The 18831-nt window shown below is 51.9% G+C and carries 15 protein-coding genes and 1 tRNA gene; 4 read left to right on the forward strand and 12 right to left on the reverse strand.

The annotated features are described in order from the left end of the window. Positions 1-234 precede the first annotated feature (234 nt). Positions 235-1395, forward strand: coding sequence for a cation diffusion facilitator family transporter (locus KO508_RS10115; RefSeq protein WP_216008204.1), 1161 nt, complete (start codon positions 235-237; stop codon positions 1393-1395). 27 nt (positions 1396-1422) lie between these two features. Here the strand turns inward: KO508_RS10115 and KO508_RS10120 are convergent, their stop codons facing one another. Continuing rightward, the gene (locus KO508_RS10120; protein WP_216008205.1) at positions 1423-2922 is read right to left on the reverse strand and encodes a RimK family protein; all 1500 of its coding nucleotides are present in this window, start codon (positions 2920-2922) and stop codon (positions 1423-1425) included. Positions 2923-3124: 202 nt separating this feature from the next. Between KO508_RS10120 and KO508_RS10125 the strand changes: the two genes are divergently transcribed. Further along, positions 3125-4249, forward strand: a complete 1125-nt coding sequence (locus tag KO508_RS10125) for a GNAT family N-acetyltransferase/peptidase C39 family protein (RefSeq protein WP_216008313.1) — start codon at positions 3125-3127, stop codon at positions 4247-4249. Between the two features lie 18 nt (positions 4250-4267). Here KO508_RS10125 and uvrB read toward each other — a convergent pair whose 3' ends face one another. Next, complete coding sequence (gene uvrB, locus KO508_RS10130) at positions 4268-6328, reverse strand: excinuclease ABC subunit UvrB (protein ID WP_216008314.1); 2061 nt, start codon at positions 6326-6328, stop codon at positions 4268-4270. 213 nt (positions 6329-6541) lie between these two features. Here uvrB and KO508_RS10135 point away from each other — a divergent pair, with 213 nt between their 5' ends. Together KO508_RS10135 and KO508_RS10140 are read left to right on the forward strand one after the other, a co-directional pair. After that, entirely contained in the window at positions 6542-7726 is a 1185-nt protein-coding gene (locus KO508_RS10135) for a pyridoxal phosphate-dependent aminotransferase (protein ID WP_216008206.1), read from the forward strand. A gap of 69 nt (positions 7727-7795) precedes the next feature. Then, positions 7796-7871 (forward strand) — tRNA-Asn (locus tag KO508_RS10140). A gap of 53 nt (positions 7872-7924) precedes the next feature. Here the strand turns inward: KO508_RS10140 and pyrF are convergent. The 10 genes from pyrF to serC all read right to left on the reverse strand — a co-directional run bounded on the left by pyrF (position 7925) and on the right by serC (position 18801). Next, positions 7925-8635, reverse strand: coding sequence for an orotidine-5'-phosphate decarboxylase (pyrF, locus tag KO508_RS10145; RefSeq protein ID WP_216008207.1), 711 nt, complete (start codon positions 8633-8635; stop codon positions 7925-7927). Between the two features lie 70 nt (positions 8636-8705). Next, positions 8706-9875, reverse strand: coding sequence for a lipopolysaccharide assembly protein LapB (lapB, locus tag KO508_RS10150; RefSeq protein ID WP_216008208.1), 1170 nt, complete (start codon positions 9873-9875; stop codon positions 8706-8708). Continuing rightward, positions 9875-10177, reverse strand: coding sequence for a LapA family protein (locus KO508_RS10155; protein ID WP_216008209.1), 303 nt, complete (start codon positions 10175-10177; stop codon positions 9875-9877). Before KO508_RS10155 ends, lapB begins: the two co-directional genes overlap by 1 nt. A 67-nt stretch (positions 10178-10244) precedes the next feature. Further along, positions 10245-10541 carry an integration host factor subunit beta gene (locus KO508_RS10160; RefSeq protein WP_100640373.1) on the reverse strand — a complete coding sequence of 99 codons (297 nt, stop codon included), beginning with the start codon at positions 10539-10541 and terminating at the stop codon, positions 10245-10247. 133 nt (positions 10542-10674) lie between these two features. After that, positions 10675-12369: a 30S ribosomal protein S1 gene (gene rpsA / locus KO508_RS10165; RefSeq protein WP_200366096.1), complete on the reverse strand. Its 1695-nt coding sequence runs from the start codon at positions 12367-12369 to the stop codon at positions 10675-10677. A gap of 131 nt (positions 12370-12500) precedes the next feature. Continuing rightward, positions 12501-13181 (reverse strand): (d)CMP kinase, encoded by a 681-nt coding sequence (cmk, locus tag KO508_RS10170; RefSeq protein WP_216008210.1) that lies wholly within the window; start codon positions 13179-13181, stop codon positions 12501-12503. Beyond that, a complete protein-coding gene (locus tag KO508_RS10175; protein WP_216008211.1) occupies positions 13181-15439 on the reverse strand; it encodes a bifunctional prephenate dehydrogenase/3-phosphoshikimate 1-carboxyvinyltransferase in 2259 nt (752 codons plus the stop codon). Before KO508_RS10175 ends, cmk begins: the two co-directional genes overlap by 1 nt. A 1-nt stretch (position 15440) precedes the next feature. Then, a complete protein-coding gene (hisC, locus tag KO508_RS10180; RefSeq protein ID WP_216008212.1) occupies positions 15441-16565 on the reverse strand; it encodes a histidinol-phosphate transaminase in 1125 nt (374 codons plus the stop codon). 53 nt (positions 16566-16618) lie between these two features. Next, positions 16619-17716: a prephenate dehydratase gene (gene pheA, locus KO508_RS10185; protein WP_216008213.1), complete on the reverse strand. Its 1098-nt coding sequence runs from the start codon at positions 17714-17716 to the stop codon at positions 16619-16621. A gap of 2 nt (positions 17717-17718) precedes the next feature. Then, a complete protein-coding gene (gene serC, locus KO508_RS10190) occupies positions 17719-18801 on the reverse strand; it encodes a 3-phosphoserine/phosphohydroxythreonine transaminase (protein WP_216008214.1) in 1083 nt (360 codons plus the stop codon). Positions 18802-18831: the final 30 nt, after the last annotated feature.

An 18831-nucleotide genomic window follows, 5' to 3' on the forward strand; every position in this document is an offset into this window, starting at 1 on the left:
GGAATCTGTGGATAACCCTGTTGAAAATCACGGAGGAACCTTGCCAACCCCTTGTGGTCTGCGCCAATCTACAGATTGATCATTTTTTGACCAGTTTATTTATTGTTTATTTTCAACAAGTTATTAGACTTTAGCTTTAAATGAAAGAAATCCTGAACAAACTGTCATTCAGGATCGTTACTGCTATGATGTGCATAAATCAAGCAGTCATGCGGAAAAAATTGGAGTTTTTCAATGCAACAACCCGATTCACCGGCCCAACGCCACCGGGAAAATTTAGCGGTGGAAATGCGAGCGGCCTCCCGGGTTACTGTTATAGGGATGATTCTTGATACCTTTCTTGGTTTCATCAAAGTCATCGGCGGAACGCTGTTTCACTCTCAGGCCCTTCTGGTCGACGGCATCCACTCTTTTACTGATGTAGCCTCAGACCTTGTTGTGCTCGGAGTTATGAAACTCTCTCGACAGGAGCCGGACGACTGCCACCCTTATGGCCACCAGCGCATAGAAACCTTTGGCACCCTTGTGCTAGGCAGTATTCTGATTGCAGTAGGTGCTGCTCTTGCCTGGGAAAACACTCTCAGGCTAATAGCTGGTACCGCCGACGACCTTCCAGAGTGGCCCGTGCTCGTAGCTGCTGCCATATCCGTTTTAGGGAAGGAGTGGATTTACCGCTACACCCGCCATGTTGGCGAGGCCATACGCTCAGAACTGATTATTGCCAATGCTTGGCACAGCCGCACTGATGCGTTTTCTTCACTGGTAGTTCTGGCTTCAACGATTGGTGCCATGCTTGGCGTGGTGTGGCTGGATATGGTTGCGGCGGTGGCAATTGCACTCATCATTATCCATATCGGCTGGAAGTTTACATGGGACAGTGTTCAGGAACTGATAGACACGGGTTTGTCTCCAGAGGACACAGAAATGCTGAAGGACATAGCCCGCAGCACCGATGGTGTTCTCAACGTGCACGAACTTCGTAGCCGCCGCATGGGCCATGATATTCTTTTGGATGTCCACCTTGTGGTGCGACCGGAAATCAGTGTGTCTGAAGGGCATCAAATCGGCATGCAAGTGGTCACCGGCATGCGTAATTCTCTGGAGAACATTCTCGATATCAACTTCCATATTGATGCGGAAAACGACGAGGACTCGAATCCGACAACCGAGAAACCGCCCTCGCGAGCGGAAGTTGGAGAAATTATTTCGGAACATTTGGGGGAAATTCCCCAGCGCAGCCGTTTGAGGCTTCACTACCTCAGAAACAAACTGCATCTGGAGATATTCCTCGACGAGCCAGACACGGAGGGCGTGTTCACGCTGGAAAACGCCCGGCATCAACTTGAGGGCTACCCTTGGTTTGGCAGCGTGAGAATCTGGGTAGTCGGCCCCTGAGCCAGTTACCCGCGCTGTGACTGGCTACTAACGCCTGCGGTTTTCCTCCATTCTAGAGAGAAATTCCTGCATAATCAGTGTGTAGAGCTCACCGCCAAGAAAGCGGTCTTCAACACCCGCGTCAATGCTCGGGTTGTCGTTCACTTCTATTACTGCAACCCGGTTGCCAGACTGTTTGATATCCACACCATAAAGCCCGTTACCAATGAGTCGCGTGGAATTCAATGCAGCCTGTATTACGTTTCTCGGCACTTCGTACGTAGGCATGGTTTCAAAGCCGCCGCTCTCGCTCTCTGACTCGCCATGCTGGTAGATCTGCCAATGGCCCTTAACCATCATGTACTTACACGCATAGATAGCCCGACCGCCCAACACTCCGATACGCCAGTCGTAATCGGTGTACAAGTACTCTTGGGCCAACACCAGCGCCGACTGCCGGAACAGGTCTTTTAACCCCGCTCGCAAAGATGCTTCATTTTCGGCTTTAGTCACACCTCGGGAAAAAGCACCATCCGGTATTTTGATAACGGCCGGAAAACCAAGTTCCTGAATCACCTGCTCCACTGCGTCTTTCTGGTCTTTCGAAAGGATCAGTGTTTTGGGTGTAGGTATCTTGTTATTTTTCAACAAGTCAGCCAGAAAAACCTTGTTTGTACATTTTAGGATGGACACAGGATCGTCTATTACCACCAAACCTTCTGCCGCAGCTTTACGGGCAAAGCGATAGGTGTGATGATCTATGGCCGTGGTTTCACGAATAAACAGGCCGTCGTACTCCGGCAAGCGCATGTAATCCCGGCGCGTAATCTGCTCCACATTGATACCCAGTTTGCGCCCGGCTTTTTCAAAGCGCTTTAACGCCGCAGCATCGCTGGGGGGCATTTCCTCATCTGGGTTTACCAGAATCGCCAAGTCAAAGCGGTAGCGGCGACGTGTTCTGGGCTTGCGCCAGACCATGCTGCTGAAGCGATCCAGAGCGGACGCAAATACGTCCTGCTCGGCTTCATGCAGATCCGCAGGTGCAGCGGGCTTCATGGATTCAATTTGCCAGGCTTTTCGGCGCCGGAATACAACCTCCAGAATTGGGCTCGGGAACCGCTCAAACAAGGCCCGCGCCACCGGCTTGAGTTCCGGGTACTCGGTTTGTCCAAAATAGGTACGAATGCGAACTTCATGAGTAGCGTGGCGCTCATCGCTGGCTGGATCAATAACCGAGCCTGCAGCCTCCAGCCAGTTGATTACGCTAGCATCCAATTCCTCCAACTCAAGAGAAAACAGCCCCTTCCGGCTTAGGTCGTTCAGCGTCATCACTGACGGCACCACATTATGCCCACGGGCTTCTGCAAGCAGAGAACAGTAATACCCACGGCTGAGGTATTTGGCGCTCTGGCATAGGTTTATCACACGCACACGACTGGTCGCTGGTGCAGAAAATTGAAGGTACTGGTCAAACGTCAATACGTCCTCACTAGGGTAATACGGAGCCCAGTCTTTGGTGCGATCTACAACGATAAGCAAACGAGACATTAAAGGCGCTCCTCCCCGGAGATAATTGCCTACAAAACTTTCGGCACAATACGCCGCTGCGGGTGTTGGAACAATCCACTCATAATGAGTGCTTTTACTCATGATAAGCGTATTTTCCAGTTCCTTACTCTCTATCATAATAACCGTATACGGGAAGCCCACCAGCATGCCCTATGCCTATATTCTCAAGGCCGCTTTACACATGCCCGACCTGCAACTCCGACAAGCCACCAACGCTGACCTAAATGCGCTTTTACAATTAGAACACCGTTGCTTTACAGAGGATCGACTGTCTCGTCGCAGCTTTCGGCGTTTTCTGGATATGCCACAGGATAGATTGATTGTGGCCGAGTCAAAAAATGACGGGATCGGCGAGCTATTAGGCTATTGCTTGGTGCTTATGAGCGCAGCAACCCGAATGGCCAGAATCTATTCCATTGCTGTCCTGCCGACAGCTCGTGGCCAAGGCATTGGTGAACAGCTGGTAAAAACCGCTGAACGGGAGGCCGCAGAAGCCGACCGTATTTTAATGCGACTGGAAGTTCGGGAAGACAACATTGACGCTATCGCGCTCTATAAACGCTTGGGCTATCGCCAGTTTGGTACATACCGGGATTATTACGAAGACCACGGCACTGCCTTGCGCTTTGAACGCCGCATCCTGTTTTATGAGCCGACACAGGAATTCCTGCCCGTACCCTACTACCCTCAAACCACCGATTTCTCCTGCGGTCCGGCCGCGCTGATTATGGCCATGGCGGCACTTGATGAGCAGCAACCGCTCACCACTCTGGAGGAACTAAGAATTTGGCGCGAGGCGACGACTATTTTCATGCTGGCAGGCCACGGCGGCTGCGGCCCCCACGGCCTCGCGCTCTCGGCATGGAAGCGCGGCTTTAACGCCAGTGCGTGGATCAGCGCTGAAGGCCCTTTATTTCGGGATACTGTGCGCAACGACGACAAAAAGCGCATTCTGGAGCTAGTGCACGAGGGCTTTTTACACGACATCGGCCAGACAGATATCCAGCTACACCATGACCCGCTAACATTGGACGCAATGGAGCAGGCTCTCCTAGCAGGCCAGATACCGGTGATCCTGATTAGCACCTGGCAACTGAACCGAAGCCGTGTTCCCCACTGGGTTACCGTTTGCGCAATAGATGAACAGTTTGTGTATCTGCACGATCCCGAAATCGATGTAGAAGACGGCGAAACGGTTGCAGACAAACAGTATTTACCGGTGGATAAGCGCGTGTTTAGCCAGATTTCCCGATATGGCCGCAACCAACCGCTTCAGGCCGCCGTGATTGTTGGCCCGAAGCGCTGAAAACATGTTACGCACAACTTAACCGGTTCGCAGTGCGGCTTCTTTAAGACCCGCGATTTCATCCCGCAAACGGGCCGCAGCCTCAAAATCGAGACCTGCTGCGGCTTTGTACATCTCATCTTCAAGCCGCGACACTTCTTTAAGCAGGTCTTGCGGCGAGCGACTGCCAACCCTGGTTCGATACTGCTCCGCCTCTTCGGCCGCTTTCTCGCCAGGGCGTTCGGCTTTGCGTCGACCACGACCGCCGCCTCCGGCGCCTTCCATAATATCTGCAATGTTCTTGTTTAGCCCTGTGGGCGTTATGCCGTGGGCTTCATTGTGCTCAGCCTGTTTTGTGCGCCTGCGATCCGTTTCATCAATAGCTCTCTGCATAGAGCCGGTAATTCGGTCACCGTAAAGAATGGCCTTACCATTGAGGTTTCGGGCCGCTCGGCCAATTGTTTGGATTAGCGCCCGCTCGGAGCGCAGGAAACCTTCTTTGTCGGCATCCAGAATGGTGACCAAAGACACCTCGGGCATATCCAAACCTTCACGCAGCAGGTTAATCCCCACAAGTACATCAAATTCGCCTCGGCGCAGATCTCGGATGATTTCTACCCGTTCTACCGTATCTATATCCGAGTGCAGGTAGCGCACTTGCACATCGTGCTCCATCAGAAAGTCTGTGAGATCTTCTGCCATGCGCTTGGTTAGCGTGGTTACCAAAACCCGCTCATTGACCTTCACTCGGGCATGGATTTCCGAAAGCAGATCGTCAACCTGTGTCGACGCGGGGCGCACTTCTATCACTGGGTCCAATAGGCCTGTTGGTCTGACAACCTGCTCTACTACCTGCCCGGCATGTTCTGCTTCGTAATTGCCGGGCGTGGCAGAAACAAAGATCATCTGGGGCGCTATCCTTTCCCACTCATCAAACCTCATGGGCCGGTTGTCCAGTGCGGACGGCAAACGAAAACCATACTCCACCAGAGTTTCTTTCCTGGAACGGTCGCCTTTGTACATGGCACCGATCTGCGGAATGGTGACGTGGGATTCATCAACAATCAGCAGTGCGTCCGGCGGAAGATAATCAAAAAGTGTTGGCGGCGCCTCACCGGGCGGGCGGCCCGAGAGATAGCGTGAATAGTTCTCTATTCCGTTGCAATAACCCAGCTCATTCATCATTTCCATGTCGTAGCGGGTACGCTCTTCTAAGCGCTGGGCCTCTACAAGGCGGTTGTTATCACGCAGCTGCTGCAAGCGTTCATCCAGCTCAACCTTTATGCGCTCCACTGCATCCAGAACGGTCTGGCGCGGTGTTACATAATGCGATTTAGGGTAAATGGTGACTCTAGGAACACGCCGCAAAACCTCACCCGTAAGCGGGTCGAAATAACTGAGATTCTCCACCTCGTCATCAAACAGTTCAATACGGATCGCTTCCTTTTCCGACTCCGCGGGGAACACATCAATGACATCACCCCGCACCCGGTAATTTGCACGATGGAATTCAATGTCGTTACGGGTGTATTGCAACTCAGCCAACCGGCGCAGAATATGCCGCTGGTCAATCTTGTCGCCACGATCCATGTGCAGCATCATTTTTAGGTAGGACTTTGGATCACCCAAACCGTAAATGGCCGATACCGTTGCAACAATAATCGCATCCGGGCGCTCTAGCAGGGCTTTGGTCGCAGACAACCGCATCTGTTCAATGTGTTCGTTAATGGAGGCGTCTTTTTCGATAAAGGTATCAGACGAGGGAACATAAGCCTCCGGCTGATAGTAATCGTAGTAAGACACAAAGTATTCCACAGCGTTATCCGGAAAAAACTCACGAAACTCCCCGTATAACTGCGCAGCCAGCGTTTTGTTGTGGGCCATCACAATGGTAGGCCGCTGTACTGACTCGATAACCTTAGCAACGGTGAATGTCTTGCCCGACCCGGTCACCCCCAACAGTGTTTGATGCGCAAGACCGGAATGAATGCCGTCCACCAGCCCTGCAATCGCATTTGGTTGGTCACCGGCTGGTTCGAACGGCGAATCAACCGAAAAAACGCCTTCTTTGCCTAATTTGCTGGAATCGCTACTGGCCATAATCGCCACACAACCTCCGCTCACTCAACCTGTGAATCCTCGCCATATCCTACCCTTACAGGATATGGCTACAGAGAGAAATTTATTGTTACGCTGGCTTCATGGTACCATCAACGTGATCGACGGCTGGGCGAAAATCAGCCGCCATAAGGCAAGGATTCAGACACCCCGCCGGTCACAGACCTATCAGACGCAGCTTTAAGGAGCGCAAGTTTGGACCTTCAACTTTCCAGCCGAGTACAGGCAATCAAGCCATCCCCCACCCTCGCAGTCACCAACAAAGCTGCCGAATTGCGCGCAGCAGGTCAGGATATTATCGGCCTTGGTGCAGGCGAACCGGATTTTGATACGCCCGAGCACATCAAACAGGCAGCCATTGAGGCCATTAATAACGGCCAAACCAAGTACACCGCTGTAGATGGTACGCCAGCCCTGAAGAAAGCGATTATTGCAAAGTTCAAACGGGACAACGGTCTGGAATACGAAGCCAACCAGATACTGGTATCCAGTGGTGGCAAACAGAGCTTTTTCAACCTAGCGCTGGCCACTCTGAACGCCGGGGACGAAGCCATTATCCCCGCGCCTTACTGGGTATCCTACCCAGATATGGTGCTGGTTGCTGAAGGCAAGCCAGTTATCATTGAAACTGGCGCAGAAACTCGCTTCAAAATTACGCCGGAGCAGTTGGAAAACGCCATCACTGAGCGTACCCGTCTGTTCGTGATCAACAGCCCTTCCAACCCTAGCGGCATGGCGTACACCATGGAAGAGCTGAAGGCGATTGGCGAGGTGCTGAAGAAGCACCCGAACATCATGATCGCTACAGATGATATGTACGAGCCTATCCTCTGGACAGGTCAGCCGTTCTGCAACATCCTGAACGCAACGCCAGAGCTATACGACCGTACCTTCGTGCTAAATGGTGTATCTAAAGCTTACTCCATGACTGGCTGGCGCATCGGCTATGCCGCTGGCCCTGCAAAGATCATTGGGGCTATGAAGAAAGTGCAGTCTCAAAGCACTTCAAACCCTTGCTCTATCTCACAGGCCGCTGCTACGGCTGCACTGGATGGCGATCAAGCCTGTGTAGGTGAAATGGTCAAGGCATTTAAAGAGCGCCACGATTGGCTGGTAGCGGCCCTGAACAAGCTGCCAGGCGTCGACTGTCTAAAGGGCGACGGTACCTTTTACGTGTTCCCAAGCTTTCAGGCCGCAATTGATGCTGATTCCACTACCAACAACGATGTGGAGTTCGCAGAGAAGCTGTTGAGCGAAGCTGGCGTTGCACTGGTTCCGGGTTCTGCGTTCGGTTGCGATGGCCACATGCGCTTGAGTTTCGCCACGAGTATGGAGAACCTTGAGAAGGCTGTTGAGCGTTTGCAGAAGGCTCTGGGCTAAAAGTTTCGTTAAGGGGTTGACGAAGCGCTGGGGTAACCTTAATATACGCGCCTCGTCACATGACGACGTTCCCCGATAGCTCAGTTGGTAGAGCAACGGACTGTTAATCCGTTTGTCGCTGGTTCGAGCCCAGCTCGGGGAGCCACTATTTTAAAACCCGCTAATTCTCTGAGTTAGCGGGTTTTTTCGTTATATGGATTAAAGCCCCAGCACCTCGGCATGAATAGCTTCCAGCGCAGCCAGAGGGTCAGCTGCCTGAGTAATAGGACGACCTATAACGAGGTAGTCAGAACCAGCCCTGAGGGCTTCACTGGGCGTCATGATGCGTTGCTGGTCGCCTTTGTCGGCGGTTAAGGGTCGGATTCCAGGGGTGATAAGTTTGAAGTCGATGCCCTGCTCTGTTTTGAGTTTGCGGGCTTCCTGCGCGGAACAGACAACGCCATCCAGTCCGCAATTTCGGGCCAGCGTGGCCAAGCGGGAAACTTGTGTTTCCGGCGAATTGGTTATGCCGATACCAGCGAGGTCTTCTGCGCCCATGCTGGTAAGCACCGTAACGGCGATCAACAGGGGCTTATCCCCACCAAAAGTATCCAAACGCTCGCGACAAGCCAACATCATCTTCTCACCGCCAGAAGCATGCACGTTCACCATCCATACACCCAAATCCGCCGCCGCAGCTACAGCCGATGAAGCCGTATTTGGGATATCGTGGAATTTGAGATCTAGAAATACGTCGAAACTGCGCTTCTGCAAACCCTCAACAAACTGTGGGCCCGAGCGGGTGAAAAGCTCCTTACCGACTTTCAGCCTACATTTAGCAGGGTCGAGCCTATCCGCCAGATTCAGGGCCGGGACTGAAGACGGAAAGTCGAGGGCTACGATTATTTTGGGGTCGTTAGAAGTTTGCACGTTGAAATGTCCTGCGAGGTTTTATAGTAGGGGTATCGATAAAAGCACAGCAAAGCGCATCGATAACTAATTATTCAGCTTCAACGCCCTGAATCGGGCGAACAGTTTCCCATTGTTTGCAACTCGGGCACAGCCAGTGAAGTTGCTGACCTGAGAAACCACAACTTACACAGCGATAAACCGGCCTACTGGCGAGAATCAAGAGCCCAATACGACTCACCAATCGACCTTCGTCGGTGGTCATGCCCTTCTCATAGCCAGCCATCTCCACGAGCCGCAAAAGCCCTCGCATACTGGGGCGAACTTCCAACTCCCTACGTAACAGGTCAATAGCTGCAGGGCGACCGGAATCCCGCTCGACAGACTCAGCCAAAGCTAGCAACAAACTGGTGCTTGGATAGGCCTCGTATAGTTTACGCAGTTTTTTTACAAGCCGGCTTATATTGCCATGCGCATGCTCTAACTTCATTAAGCGATCAATAGACTCCGGACCAAAATCCGGGTTCTGATCAAAAACTTTTAGCCCTTGGTTACCTGCTTCCCTGTAGCTGCCCTGCCGGACCAGAATGTTCATCAGTATAAGGGTTGCGCGAACGCAAGAGTGATCGTAATCCAAAGCTTCTTTGGCAAGTTTTTGAGCAGCCCAGCGGTCGTCCTGCGCAAGAGCTTGTTCTGCCAACTCACAGGTAAGGTATGCAAGATCCTTGAACATACTCGGATCTGCATCGTTTCTGGTTAGAGTGCGGGCTACGTCTGCAGCCTTACCCCACTCTCTTTCCTGCTGATACAGTTCAATCAATTGTTGTGCAGCTTTGCGCCCATATTCGCGATCCCCCATCAATTGCTGCAGCAAGGCTTCAGCGCGGTCCAACAAGCCAGCGTTGAGAAAATCCATGGCCAACTCAAGCGTTACCTGAGGGGAGAATCGCGGAGGAAGCTCTGGTCTGGCAAGTAAGTTCTGGTGAACCAAGATGGCTCGATCGGTCTCACCTTTATTGCGAAAATGACGACCAATAGAAAGATGAAGACTTACCGTATCTTTATTAACCGCAAGGGATTGAACAAAGTTGTCGACAGCCTGATCGGAGTAGTTCGTGAACAGAAATTGCAGTCGATCCTTGACGGATTCTTCGTCTGCAACCTTTGTCTGAGCTTGGTTGCGGCCCTTACCCAGACGCCCAACAAACCAGCCAACGGCAACTGCAATCGTTAACAGCAGCCAATGAAGCACTATGTCCATTAAACGCCCTGGTCGTTTTGGGCTCTGGACTTCTCCAATGCCTGTTCGGCGCGATCAAGGCGCTTCTGAAGAGTGCGACGGGAAACCGACGTGCGGAACGTGGCCAGAAGGGTCATTAATATGCCTACTAGTGCGCCGAAAACAAAAGACATGATGATCCAAATAGCAACACCATGGGGCTTAGTTTCGAACACCAAAAAATTGAGAGCCACTGCCATCTGATTATTGAGAGAGAAAACAAGCGCCAGTAACACTAGGATCAGCACCAAAAGAATCAAAAGGATCTTCTGCAATCCTGCCATAGATCTCGCTCTCCCAAATACTTTTAAGTGCCCGAATTATAAGTGGTTCGCCACAAAGATGAAAAGCCTAAAACCCTTGTTTTAAACTGTCATTCACCTGTTCGCGGAGCTCCTTTCCGGGCTTGAAATGTGGAACATACTTTGCCGGCAACTGCACAGCTTCACCAGTTTTCGGATTCCGCCCTGTGCGGGCCGCCCGATGATGAAGCGAAAAGCTACCAAATCCCCGAATCTCTATCCGCTGTCCATTAGCTAGCGACTGGGACATATGCTCAATAATTGTTTTTACCGCCAGCTCCACATCTTTTACAGAGAGCTGTGTTTGTTTTGAGGCAATCAATTCGACCAGTTCAGACTTCGTCATGAGGCACTTTCCTCTTTTCTTTTTTTATTCGACCGTTTATTGCCGAATTCCCACCCCTTCAGTTTAGCTAAATCGAAAAAAAACACAAAAAAAACGGGCTCTTAGAGCCCGTTTTTTTCATACCAATCGGAGATTAGTCCTTATTGGCGTTCTGCTGCTGCATTTGTTCCTTGATGAGATCACCAATGGTGGTCGCACCGGAAGCAGATTCTGCAGCTTTACTGCGCACAGTATCAATAGCCTGCTTGTCGTCTTCTACGTCCTTAGACTTGACAGACAGATTGATGATGCGGTTTTTGCGATCGATGCTGATGATCTTAGCTTCGACTTCTTCGCCTTCTTTCAGAGCGTTACGCGCATCTTCAACACGATCACGGCTAATCTCAGAAGCCTTCAATACCGCCTCAACTTCGTCGTTCAAAGCGATAGTGGCTGCCTTAGCGTCAACGGCGGAAACAGTGCCCTTAACAATGGAGCCCTTATCGTTCAACTGAACAAACTCAGCGAACGGATCGCTTTCAAGCTGCTTAATACCAAGAGAGATACGCTCACGCTCGGGATCTACAGACAGGATAACGGTGTCAACATCGTCACCCTTCTTGTATTCACGAACGGCTTCTTCGCCAGTTTCGTTCCAGCTGATGTCTGACAAATGAACCAGACCATCAATGCCACCGTCTAGACCGATGAAGATGCCGAAGTCAGTGATTGACTTGATCTTACCGGAGATACGGTCGCCCTTGTTGAAGTTGCCGGAGAAATCTTCCCATGGGTTAGATACACACTGCTTGATACCCAGAGAAATACGACGACGCTCTTCGTCGATATCCAGAATCATCACGCCCACTTCGTCGCCAACATTAACAACTTTAGATGGGTGGATGTTCTTGTTGGTCCAGTCCATTTCGGATACGTGAACCAGACCTTCAACACCTTCTTCCAGCTCTGCAAAGCAGCCGTAGTCGGTCAGGTTGGTTACGCGTGCAGTAACCTTGGTACCCTCAGGGTAACGGCCTTTGATATCAACCCAGGGATCTTCACCCAGTTGCTTAAGACCCAGAGATACACGATTACGCTCACGATCGAACTTCAGAACCTTAACGTTGATTTCGTCACCAACATTTACGATTTCGCTCGGGTGCTTGATGCGCTTCCAAGCCATATCGGTAATGTGCAGCAGGCCGTCAACACCGCCCAGATCTACGAACGCGCCGTAGTCAGTCAGGTTCTTGACGATACCCTTGATTTCCAGACCTTCGGTCAGGGTTTCAAGCAGTGCTTCACGCTCAGCGCTGTTTTCAGCTTCCAGAACGGCGCGGCGGGAAACAACCACGTTGTTACGTTTCTGGTCTAGCTTAATAACTTTGAATTCGAGCTCTTTGTTCTCCAGATGCGCAGTGTCGCGAACCGGACGAACGTCTACCAGAGAACCCGGCAGGAACGCGCGAATACCGGCCAGATCAACGGTGAAACCGCCTTTGACCTTACCGTTAATAATACCTTTAACCACTTCCTCAGCTTCGAAGGACTTCTCAAGCACCTTCCAAGATTCAGCACGTTTGGCCTTTTCACGGGAAAGACGGGTTTCACCGAAACCATCTTCCACTGCATCCAGTGCTACGTCGACAAGGTCGCCAATAGCTACTTCCAACTCGCCTTTTTCATTCAGGAACTGGGAGGCGGGGATAACACCTTCGGACTTCAGCCCGGCGTTAACTGTGACCCAGTCGCTATCGACATCAACTACGGTTCCCTGGACGATGGAACCTGGTTTCATGTCAATTTCTTTTAGACTTTCTTCAAAAAGATCCGCAAAGCTCTCGCTCATTATGAGTCCTATAGGTTCAATGCAAGTATGCTCCGTGTCGCCAGCAACACGGTCTATTAATAAGTTCCGGAGATCAGCCAGCGGCTGGCAGGTTGCGCTGTCCCCGGCATTTCAACGCCAAAAAGGTGCCATCAGGCTTGACCTACAGCGGCCAAACACCTGCTTAACACCTCCTTTATACTCAAACCTGTAGAATCAATGACTTGCGCATCATCTGCGGGCTTGAGAGGGGCTGCGGAACGGTTTATATCCCGTTCATCACGAACCCGTATCTCTTCTAAAACGGCGTCAATACTAACATCGACGCCCGCAGCCTTCAACTGGCTATAACGCCGGTGCGCACGCTCTTCTGCACTGGCTGTCAGGAAAATCTTGACTGACGCATTCGGAAACACAACAGTTCCCATATCGCGCCCATCGGCAACGAGTCCCGGCTCTTGCTGGAAATCGCGCTGGCGCTGCAACAAAGCATCACGAACCGACTGCATTACAGCAATACGGGATGCGTTGTCGCCGCAGGTTTCCGTGCGTATCTCGGCGGTAACGTCCTCACCTGCAAGAATCACTTTTGCGGGCTCCCCCTCCGGCGTTGGTTCAAAAGCCACATCGAGTGATGCAGCGACGCGCACAAGTTCCGTCTCGTTATCCAGCGACACGTTTTGGCGAATTGCGGCAAGCGCGGTCAACCGATAAAGCGCTCCACTGTCGAGCAAATGCCAGCCAAGTTTTTTCGCCAACATTTGCGTAACTGTGCCCTTTCCAGACCCGCCAGGGCCGTCCACTGCGATGACTGGTGCATTGTCTTTCGACATTAATCTGCTCCCTGTTCAACGCCAGCTTTGGCCTCCTCGGCGGAGATTTTGATACCTGTTTGCTGCGCCAGCTCTACAAATCCGGGAAAGGATGTCGCGACATTTGCACAATCAATAATTTCGATTTCCCCAGTGGCACGCAAGGAAGCCACAGCAAACGACATGGCTATACGGTGGTCACTGTGGCTGTGCACGGAGCCGCTCTTAATGGCTTGTCCGCCTTCAATAATAATGCCGTCCTCTGTGACCTCAGTTTTCACGCCTAGCGCTGCCAAACCATCCGCCATCACTTGAATACGGTCACTTTCTTTAACCCGTAATTCCTCTGCTCCGGTCAAAACCGTACGACCAGTAGCGCAGGTGGCAGCAATAAACAGGGCCGGAAATTCGTCGATTGCCAAAGGTACCTGAACTTCAGGGATCTCAATGCCTTTTAGTTCTGCAGAGCGAACGCGCAGGTCAGCAACCGGCTCACCGCCAATCTCACGCTCGTCCATAATTTCAATATTTGCGCCCATTTGCTGCAGTATATTGATAACACCTACTCGCGTGGGGTTCATTCCAACATGGCGTAGTATCAGGTCAGAATCAGGTGCAATGCTGGCTGCAACCAGAAAAAAGGCCGCTGATGAAATATCTGCAGGCACATCAATCGCATTGGCTGTTAGCTTGCCACCACCTGTAACGCTTGCTGTTGGGCCGTCGCGTTCTACTTTATAACCAAAACCAGCCAGCATACGCTCAGTGTGATCTCGCGTTGGTGCGGGCTCGGTGATTGAGGTAGTGCCCTCGGCATATAAGCCAGCAAGCAACAGGCAGGACTTTACCTGAGCACTTGCAACCGGCATATCATAGTGAATACCGACCAGCTTCTTATCCTTACTACCTCTTATTTTTAAAGGCGGCCGACCGCCCTCAGCTGTATCGATAACAGCACCCATAGACCGCAGCGGTTCTGCTACGCGGTTCATAGGACGAACTGAAAGGCTGGCGTCGCCGGTTAGCTCGGATTCAAAAGGCTGCGCCGCCAAAAGGCCAGTAAATAGGCGCATGCCAGTGCCGGAGTTCCCTAAATATATCGGGCCGCGGGGCGGCTGCAACCCATGCATTCCAACGCCGTGAATACGCACAAAACCGTTATCCGGTCCCTCAATTGTAACCCCCATATCGCGAAATGCCTGCAATGTTGCGAGGCTGTCCTCGCCTTCGAGGAACCCCTTTACTTCCGTTATCCCCTCAGCGAGAGCTCCGAGCATAATTGAGCGGTGGGACATAGACTTGTCGCCGGGCACTCGTATATCACCGGTTACGGAGCCACCGGGCTGAAGACGAAACGTCACCTGATTTTCACTGTTATTTGTCACGTAAGCCTGTCCTGAAAGCATTTTTGAAAAGTGTTCGCGTGCCGCTTTGGCTCGGCTGAATACTCGCAGCAGCGTGGCACCATCCTGATCGGCAATTGCCGTGCGCAACTGATCGAGATCCCGGGTAAAATGGTCGATTACTCGAAGCACGGCGTCGCGGTTGGATAGAAAAATATCGTGCCACATCACCGGATCACTTGCTGCAATCCGGGTGAAATCTCGAAACCCACCAGCAGCATACCGGAAAATATCCATATTCTCGTCTTCGCCAGCCAACGTATCTACCAGCGAAAAAGCAATTAGATGGGGTAAGTGGCTGGTCGCCGCCAAGACTTCATCATGATACGCCACTGACATGGTAAGCACAGTTGCACCACAGGCTTCCCATAATGCACGGAGCTTTTTTAGATGAGGGGCGCTGACGTTATCGGGCGGCGTAAGTATCACTTTGTGATGGGTGAACATATCTGGATTGGCGGCACGAATGCCACTGCGTTCTGACCCGGCAATCGGATGTCCGGGAATTATGCGGGTCGAAAACTCTCCGAACACGGCCTCAACATCTTTAACAAAGCCGGATTTGGTACTACCCACATCGGTAAGAAGGACATCGGCCGCTAAATGCGGACGAATTTCTTCCAACACCTTGCGTGTTGCCTGCACCGGCACCGCCAGTACAACTAGATCGGCCCCACGCACCGCCTCTGCCGTGCTATCCGCGATCGTATCAATCACGCCCAAAGATTGGCCCAGCACAAGATCTTCTTTACGCAGGTCTGTGCCAACAACTTCTAAAGCCAGACTGTTTTTGCGAATGGCGCTGGCCAACGAGCCACCTATCAGGCCCAGCCCGATGATGGCAACACGCTGGAAAAGCGGATCGCGCAATGGCATATCAGGCGCCCTGCCCAGCCGCAACCAACGCTTTCGCGAGAGCGTCGATAAACTGCTCATTTTCCGCCGGTAAGCCTATCGACACCCTAAGATGGTTAGGCATGCCGTAACCAGCAACGGGGCGGACTATTACGCCCTGAGCCAACAAAGCCTGATAAACCCCCATGGCATGCGGCCCCACTTCAACAGCCACAAAATTCCCCGAAGATGGAATATACCGAAGGCCCATTTCATCGAAGGCTTTTTGTAGTTGCTTCAACCCAGCAGTATTAGCCTCTCGAGAGCGCTGTAGATAGTCTTCGTCATCCAGTACTGCCGTAGCGGCTGCAAGCGCAAGGGAATTCACGTTAAAAGGTTGGCGCACACGGTTAAGAATATCAGCAATAGTCGGTGAACTGATGCTATAGCCGACACGCAAAGCCGCGAGTCCCCAGGCTTTGGAAAAAGTGCGGCATACAATTAGGTTGGGAAAACGGCTTAGAAGCGCAACACCATCCGGATCTTTTTCTCCGGTCATGTATTCACAGTAGGCTTCATCTAGAACCACGAGCACATTTTGCGGAATTTTATCGAGAAACGCCTCAATTGCGCCTGAGTCGTGCACGGTTCCCGTAGGGTTGTTTGGGTTAGCCACAAACACTAGCCGCGTACGCTCGGTTACTGCCGCCGCCATGGCATCAAGGTCGTGGCCCCAATCTTTAGCAGGTACAGTGACCGCTGTGGCACCAATTGCCTGGGTAACAATCGGATAAACGGCAAACGCATACTGGGAAAAGACAACCTCGGAACTGGCGTCCGCAAAGCAACGCGCAATCACTTCAAGCACGTCGTTGGAGCCATTGCCTAGTGTGATTTGATCAGCACCAACACCAAAGCGCTGGGATAGCTTCTGTTTGAGCTCAAACCCGTTGCCATCGGGGTACAAGCAAAGCTCGGTCAAGGCTGTTTCAGCCGCCGCGATGGCCATTTTACTGGGGCCTAACGGATTCTCGTTACTCGCAAGCTTGATGATCGCAGCCGGATCCAGACCCAATTGACGAGCCAGCTCGCTAATAGGTTTGCCGGGCTGATAGGGAGACAAAGCCTGAACGCCTTTCACCGCAAGACTCTGATAATCGATGGCCATATACCTTCCTTAAACCGCCTGAGTTCCGATGCTATTCAAGTGCCAGATCAATATTAAAGAACACCGATTGGGTAGGAGCCCAAACGTTTGAGTTCGACAGCTTCTTCATCCACTTCTGCAAGCACTTTTCTAGCCTGCTCGTCATCCATATGCCCTTCAAAATCAATATAAAAAACATAGGCCCAAGTGCCGCTAGGTGATGGCCGGGTTTCAATCCGCGTAAGACTGATACCATGACGATGAAACGGCTCCAATAGCTGATACAGTGCGCCCGGCTTATTTCTCATGGACACAAGTATCGATGACTTATCGTGCCCACTAGCCGGTACTTCTTCCCTACCAACAATAAGGAACCGCGTGGTGTTATCCGGGCGGTCTTCAATGCTATTCGCAAGCTTCTCCAAGCCGTATAACTCGGCCGCCATATCACCTGCAATCGCAGCGGTACCCGGCTCTTGTGCAGCGCGGCGTGCCGCTTCGGCGTTACTGGAAACCGTCACCCGCTCGACACCGTAACGGTGGGTATCCAGCCACTGACGGCATTGGGCAAATGACTGCTGATGCGAATAAATGCGTGTTATCTCTTGATCGCGGAATTCAGGTGACACCAAAAGGTGATGGTGAATTCTCAGCTGGACCTCGCCGCAAATCTTCAGCGGTGAGGACATAAACATATCAAGCGTGTGATTAATCATTCCTTCCGTGGAGTTCTCAACCGGCACCACTCCATAGTGGGCAGCGCCGGACGCCACTTCGCGGAAAACAGCATCAATGGCAGGTAAAGGCACACTAACAACAGAGTGCCCGAAATGCTTGAGAGCTGCCGCTTGAGTAAAAGTGCCGACGGGCCCCAAAAAGGCAATATGCATGGGTTTCTCTAGCGCCAGGCAAGCCGACATGATTTCGCGAAACAACCGGGCCATCTCTTCGCCGGGCAATGGCCCCGGGTTGGCGTCTTTTATGCGGCGCAGCACTTGAGCCTCACGCTCCGGGCGATAGAAAAACACGTCCTGTTCCGGATTCGCAGCCGTTTTCACATGGGCTACTTCCTGCGCGCATTTCGCACGAGCACTGATCAGCTCCATGATTTTCTGATCAAGACTGTCTATTTCTTCCCGAAGTTCCCCAAGGCGGATTTGCTCATCACTCATGATCAGCCCCGCTCCTTCGCAAAATCGGCCATATACTGAATCAGCGCATCCACACCTGCTTCTGGCATGGCGTTATAAATGCTAGCGCGCATGCCACCCACAGAGCGGTGACCTGCCAGATTCAGCAAGCCGCGGGCGCCTGCACCCTCAAGGAAGGCACTGTTCAGAGTATCGTCCTGCAAGGTAAAGGGTATATTCATCCATGAGCGGAAACGTGGGTCGATAGGGTTAGCGTAAAACTCATTGACATCAATGAAGTCATATAGCTTTTCCGCTTTTCTTCGGTTGATTTCACCCATGGCTTTAACGCCGCCCTGAGCTTTCAACCACTTAAAAACTAGACCCGCGAGATACCAAGAGTAGGTCGCTGGCGTGTTGTACATGGAGCCGTTATCCGCAATCACCTGATAGTTCATCATGGTCGGCGTTTCCTTTCTGGCTTTACCCAGAAGGTCTTTCCGAATAATGACCACAACCAGCCCAGAAGGGCCGATATTCTTTTGCGCTCCAGCGTAAATCAGACCAAATTTGGACACATCAACCGGGCGTGAAAGCATGGTGGATGACATATCTGCTACCAAGGGCACCGAGCCGCTGTCGGGAATAAAGTCATACTCCAGACCACCGATGGTTTCGTTCGGTGTGTAGTGCAGGTAAGCCGCATCGGTGCTGGTCTGCCAAGACGCTTGATCCGGAATGCTGGCAAAACCGCCCTCTTCCGAGCTGGCAACCACATTTACATCGGCATAGCGCTTAGCCTCTGCAATAGCCTTTTTCGACCATATGCCTGTATTTACATAATCCGCAGACGTTTTTTCGCCCAACAGGTTTAGAGGAATGGTGGAGAATTGACTGGAAGCTCCGCCTTGCATGAAGAGTACAGCGTAATCATCTGATATTCCGGCCAATTCACGCAAATCTTGCTCGGCCATTTCGGCAATTTCCACAAACTCATCACTGCGATGGCTCATTTCCATTACCGACATGCCCGTGCCACGCCAGTCCAGCATTTCATCCCGTGCCTGTGCCAGCACACTTTCCGGCAAGGTTGCCGGACCTGCACAAAAATTATACGCCCTGCTCATGTTTCTGTGGTCTCTCACGTCTTGCGGATT

The organism is Marinobacter salexigens, from assembly GCF_018860765.1.
Taxonomy (GTDB): domain Bacteria; phylum Pseudomonadota; class Gammaproteobacteria; order Pseudomonadales; family Oleiphilaceae; genus Marinobacter; species Marinobacter salexigens_A.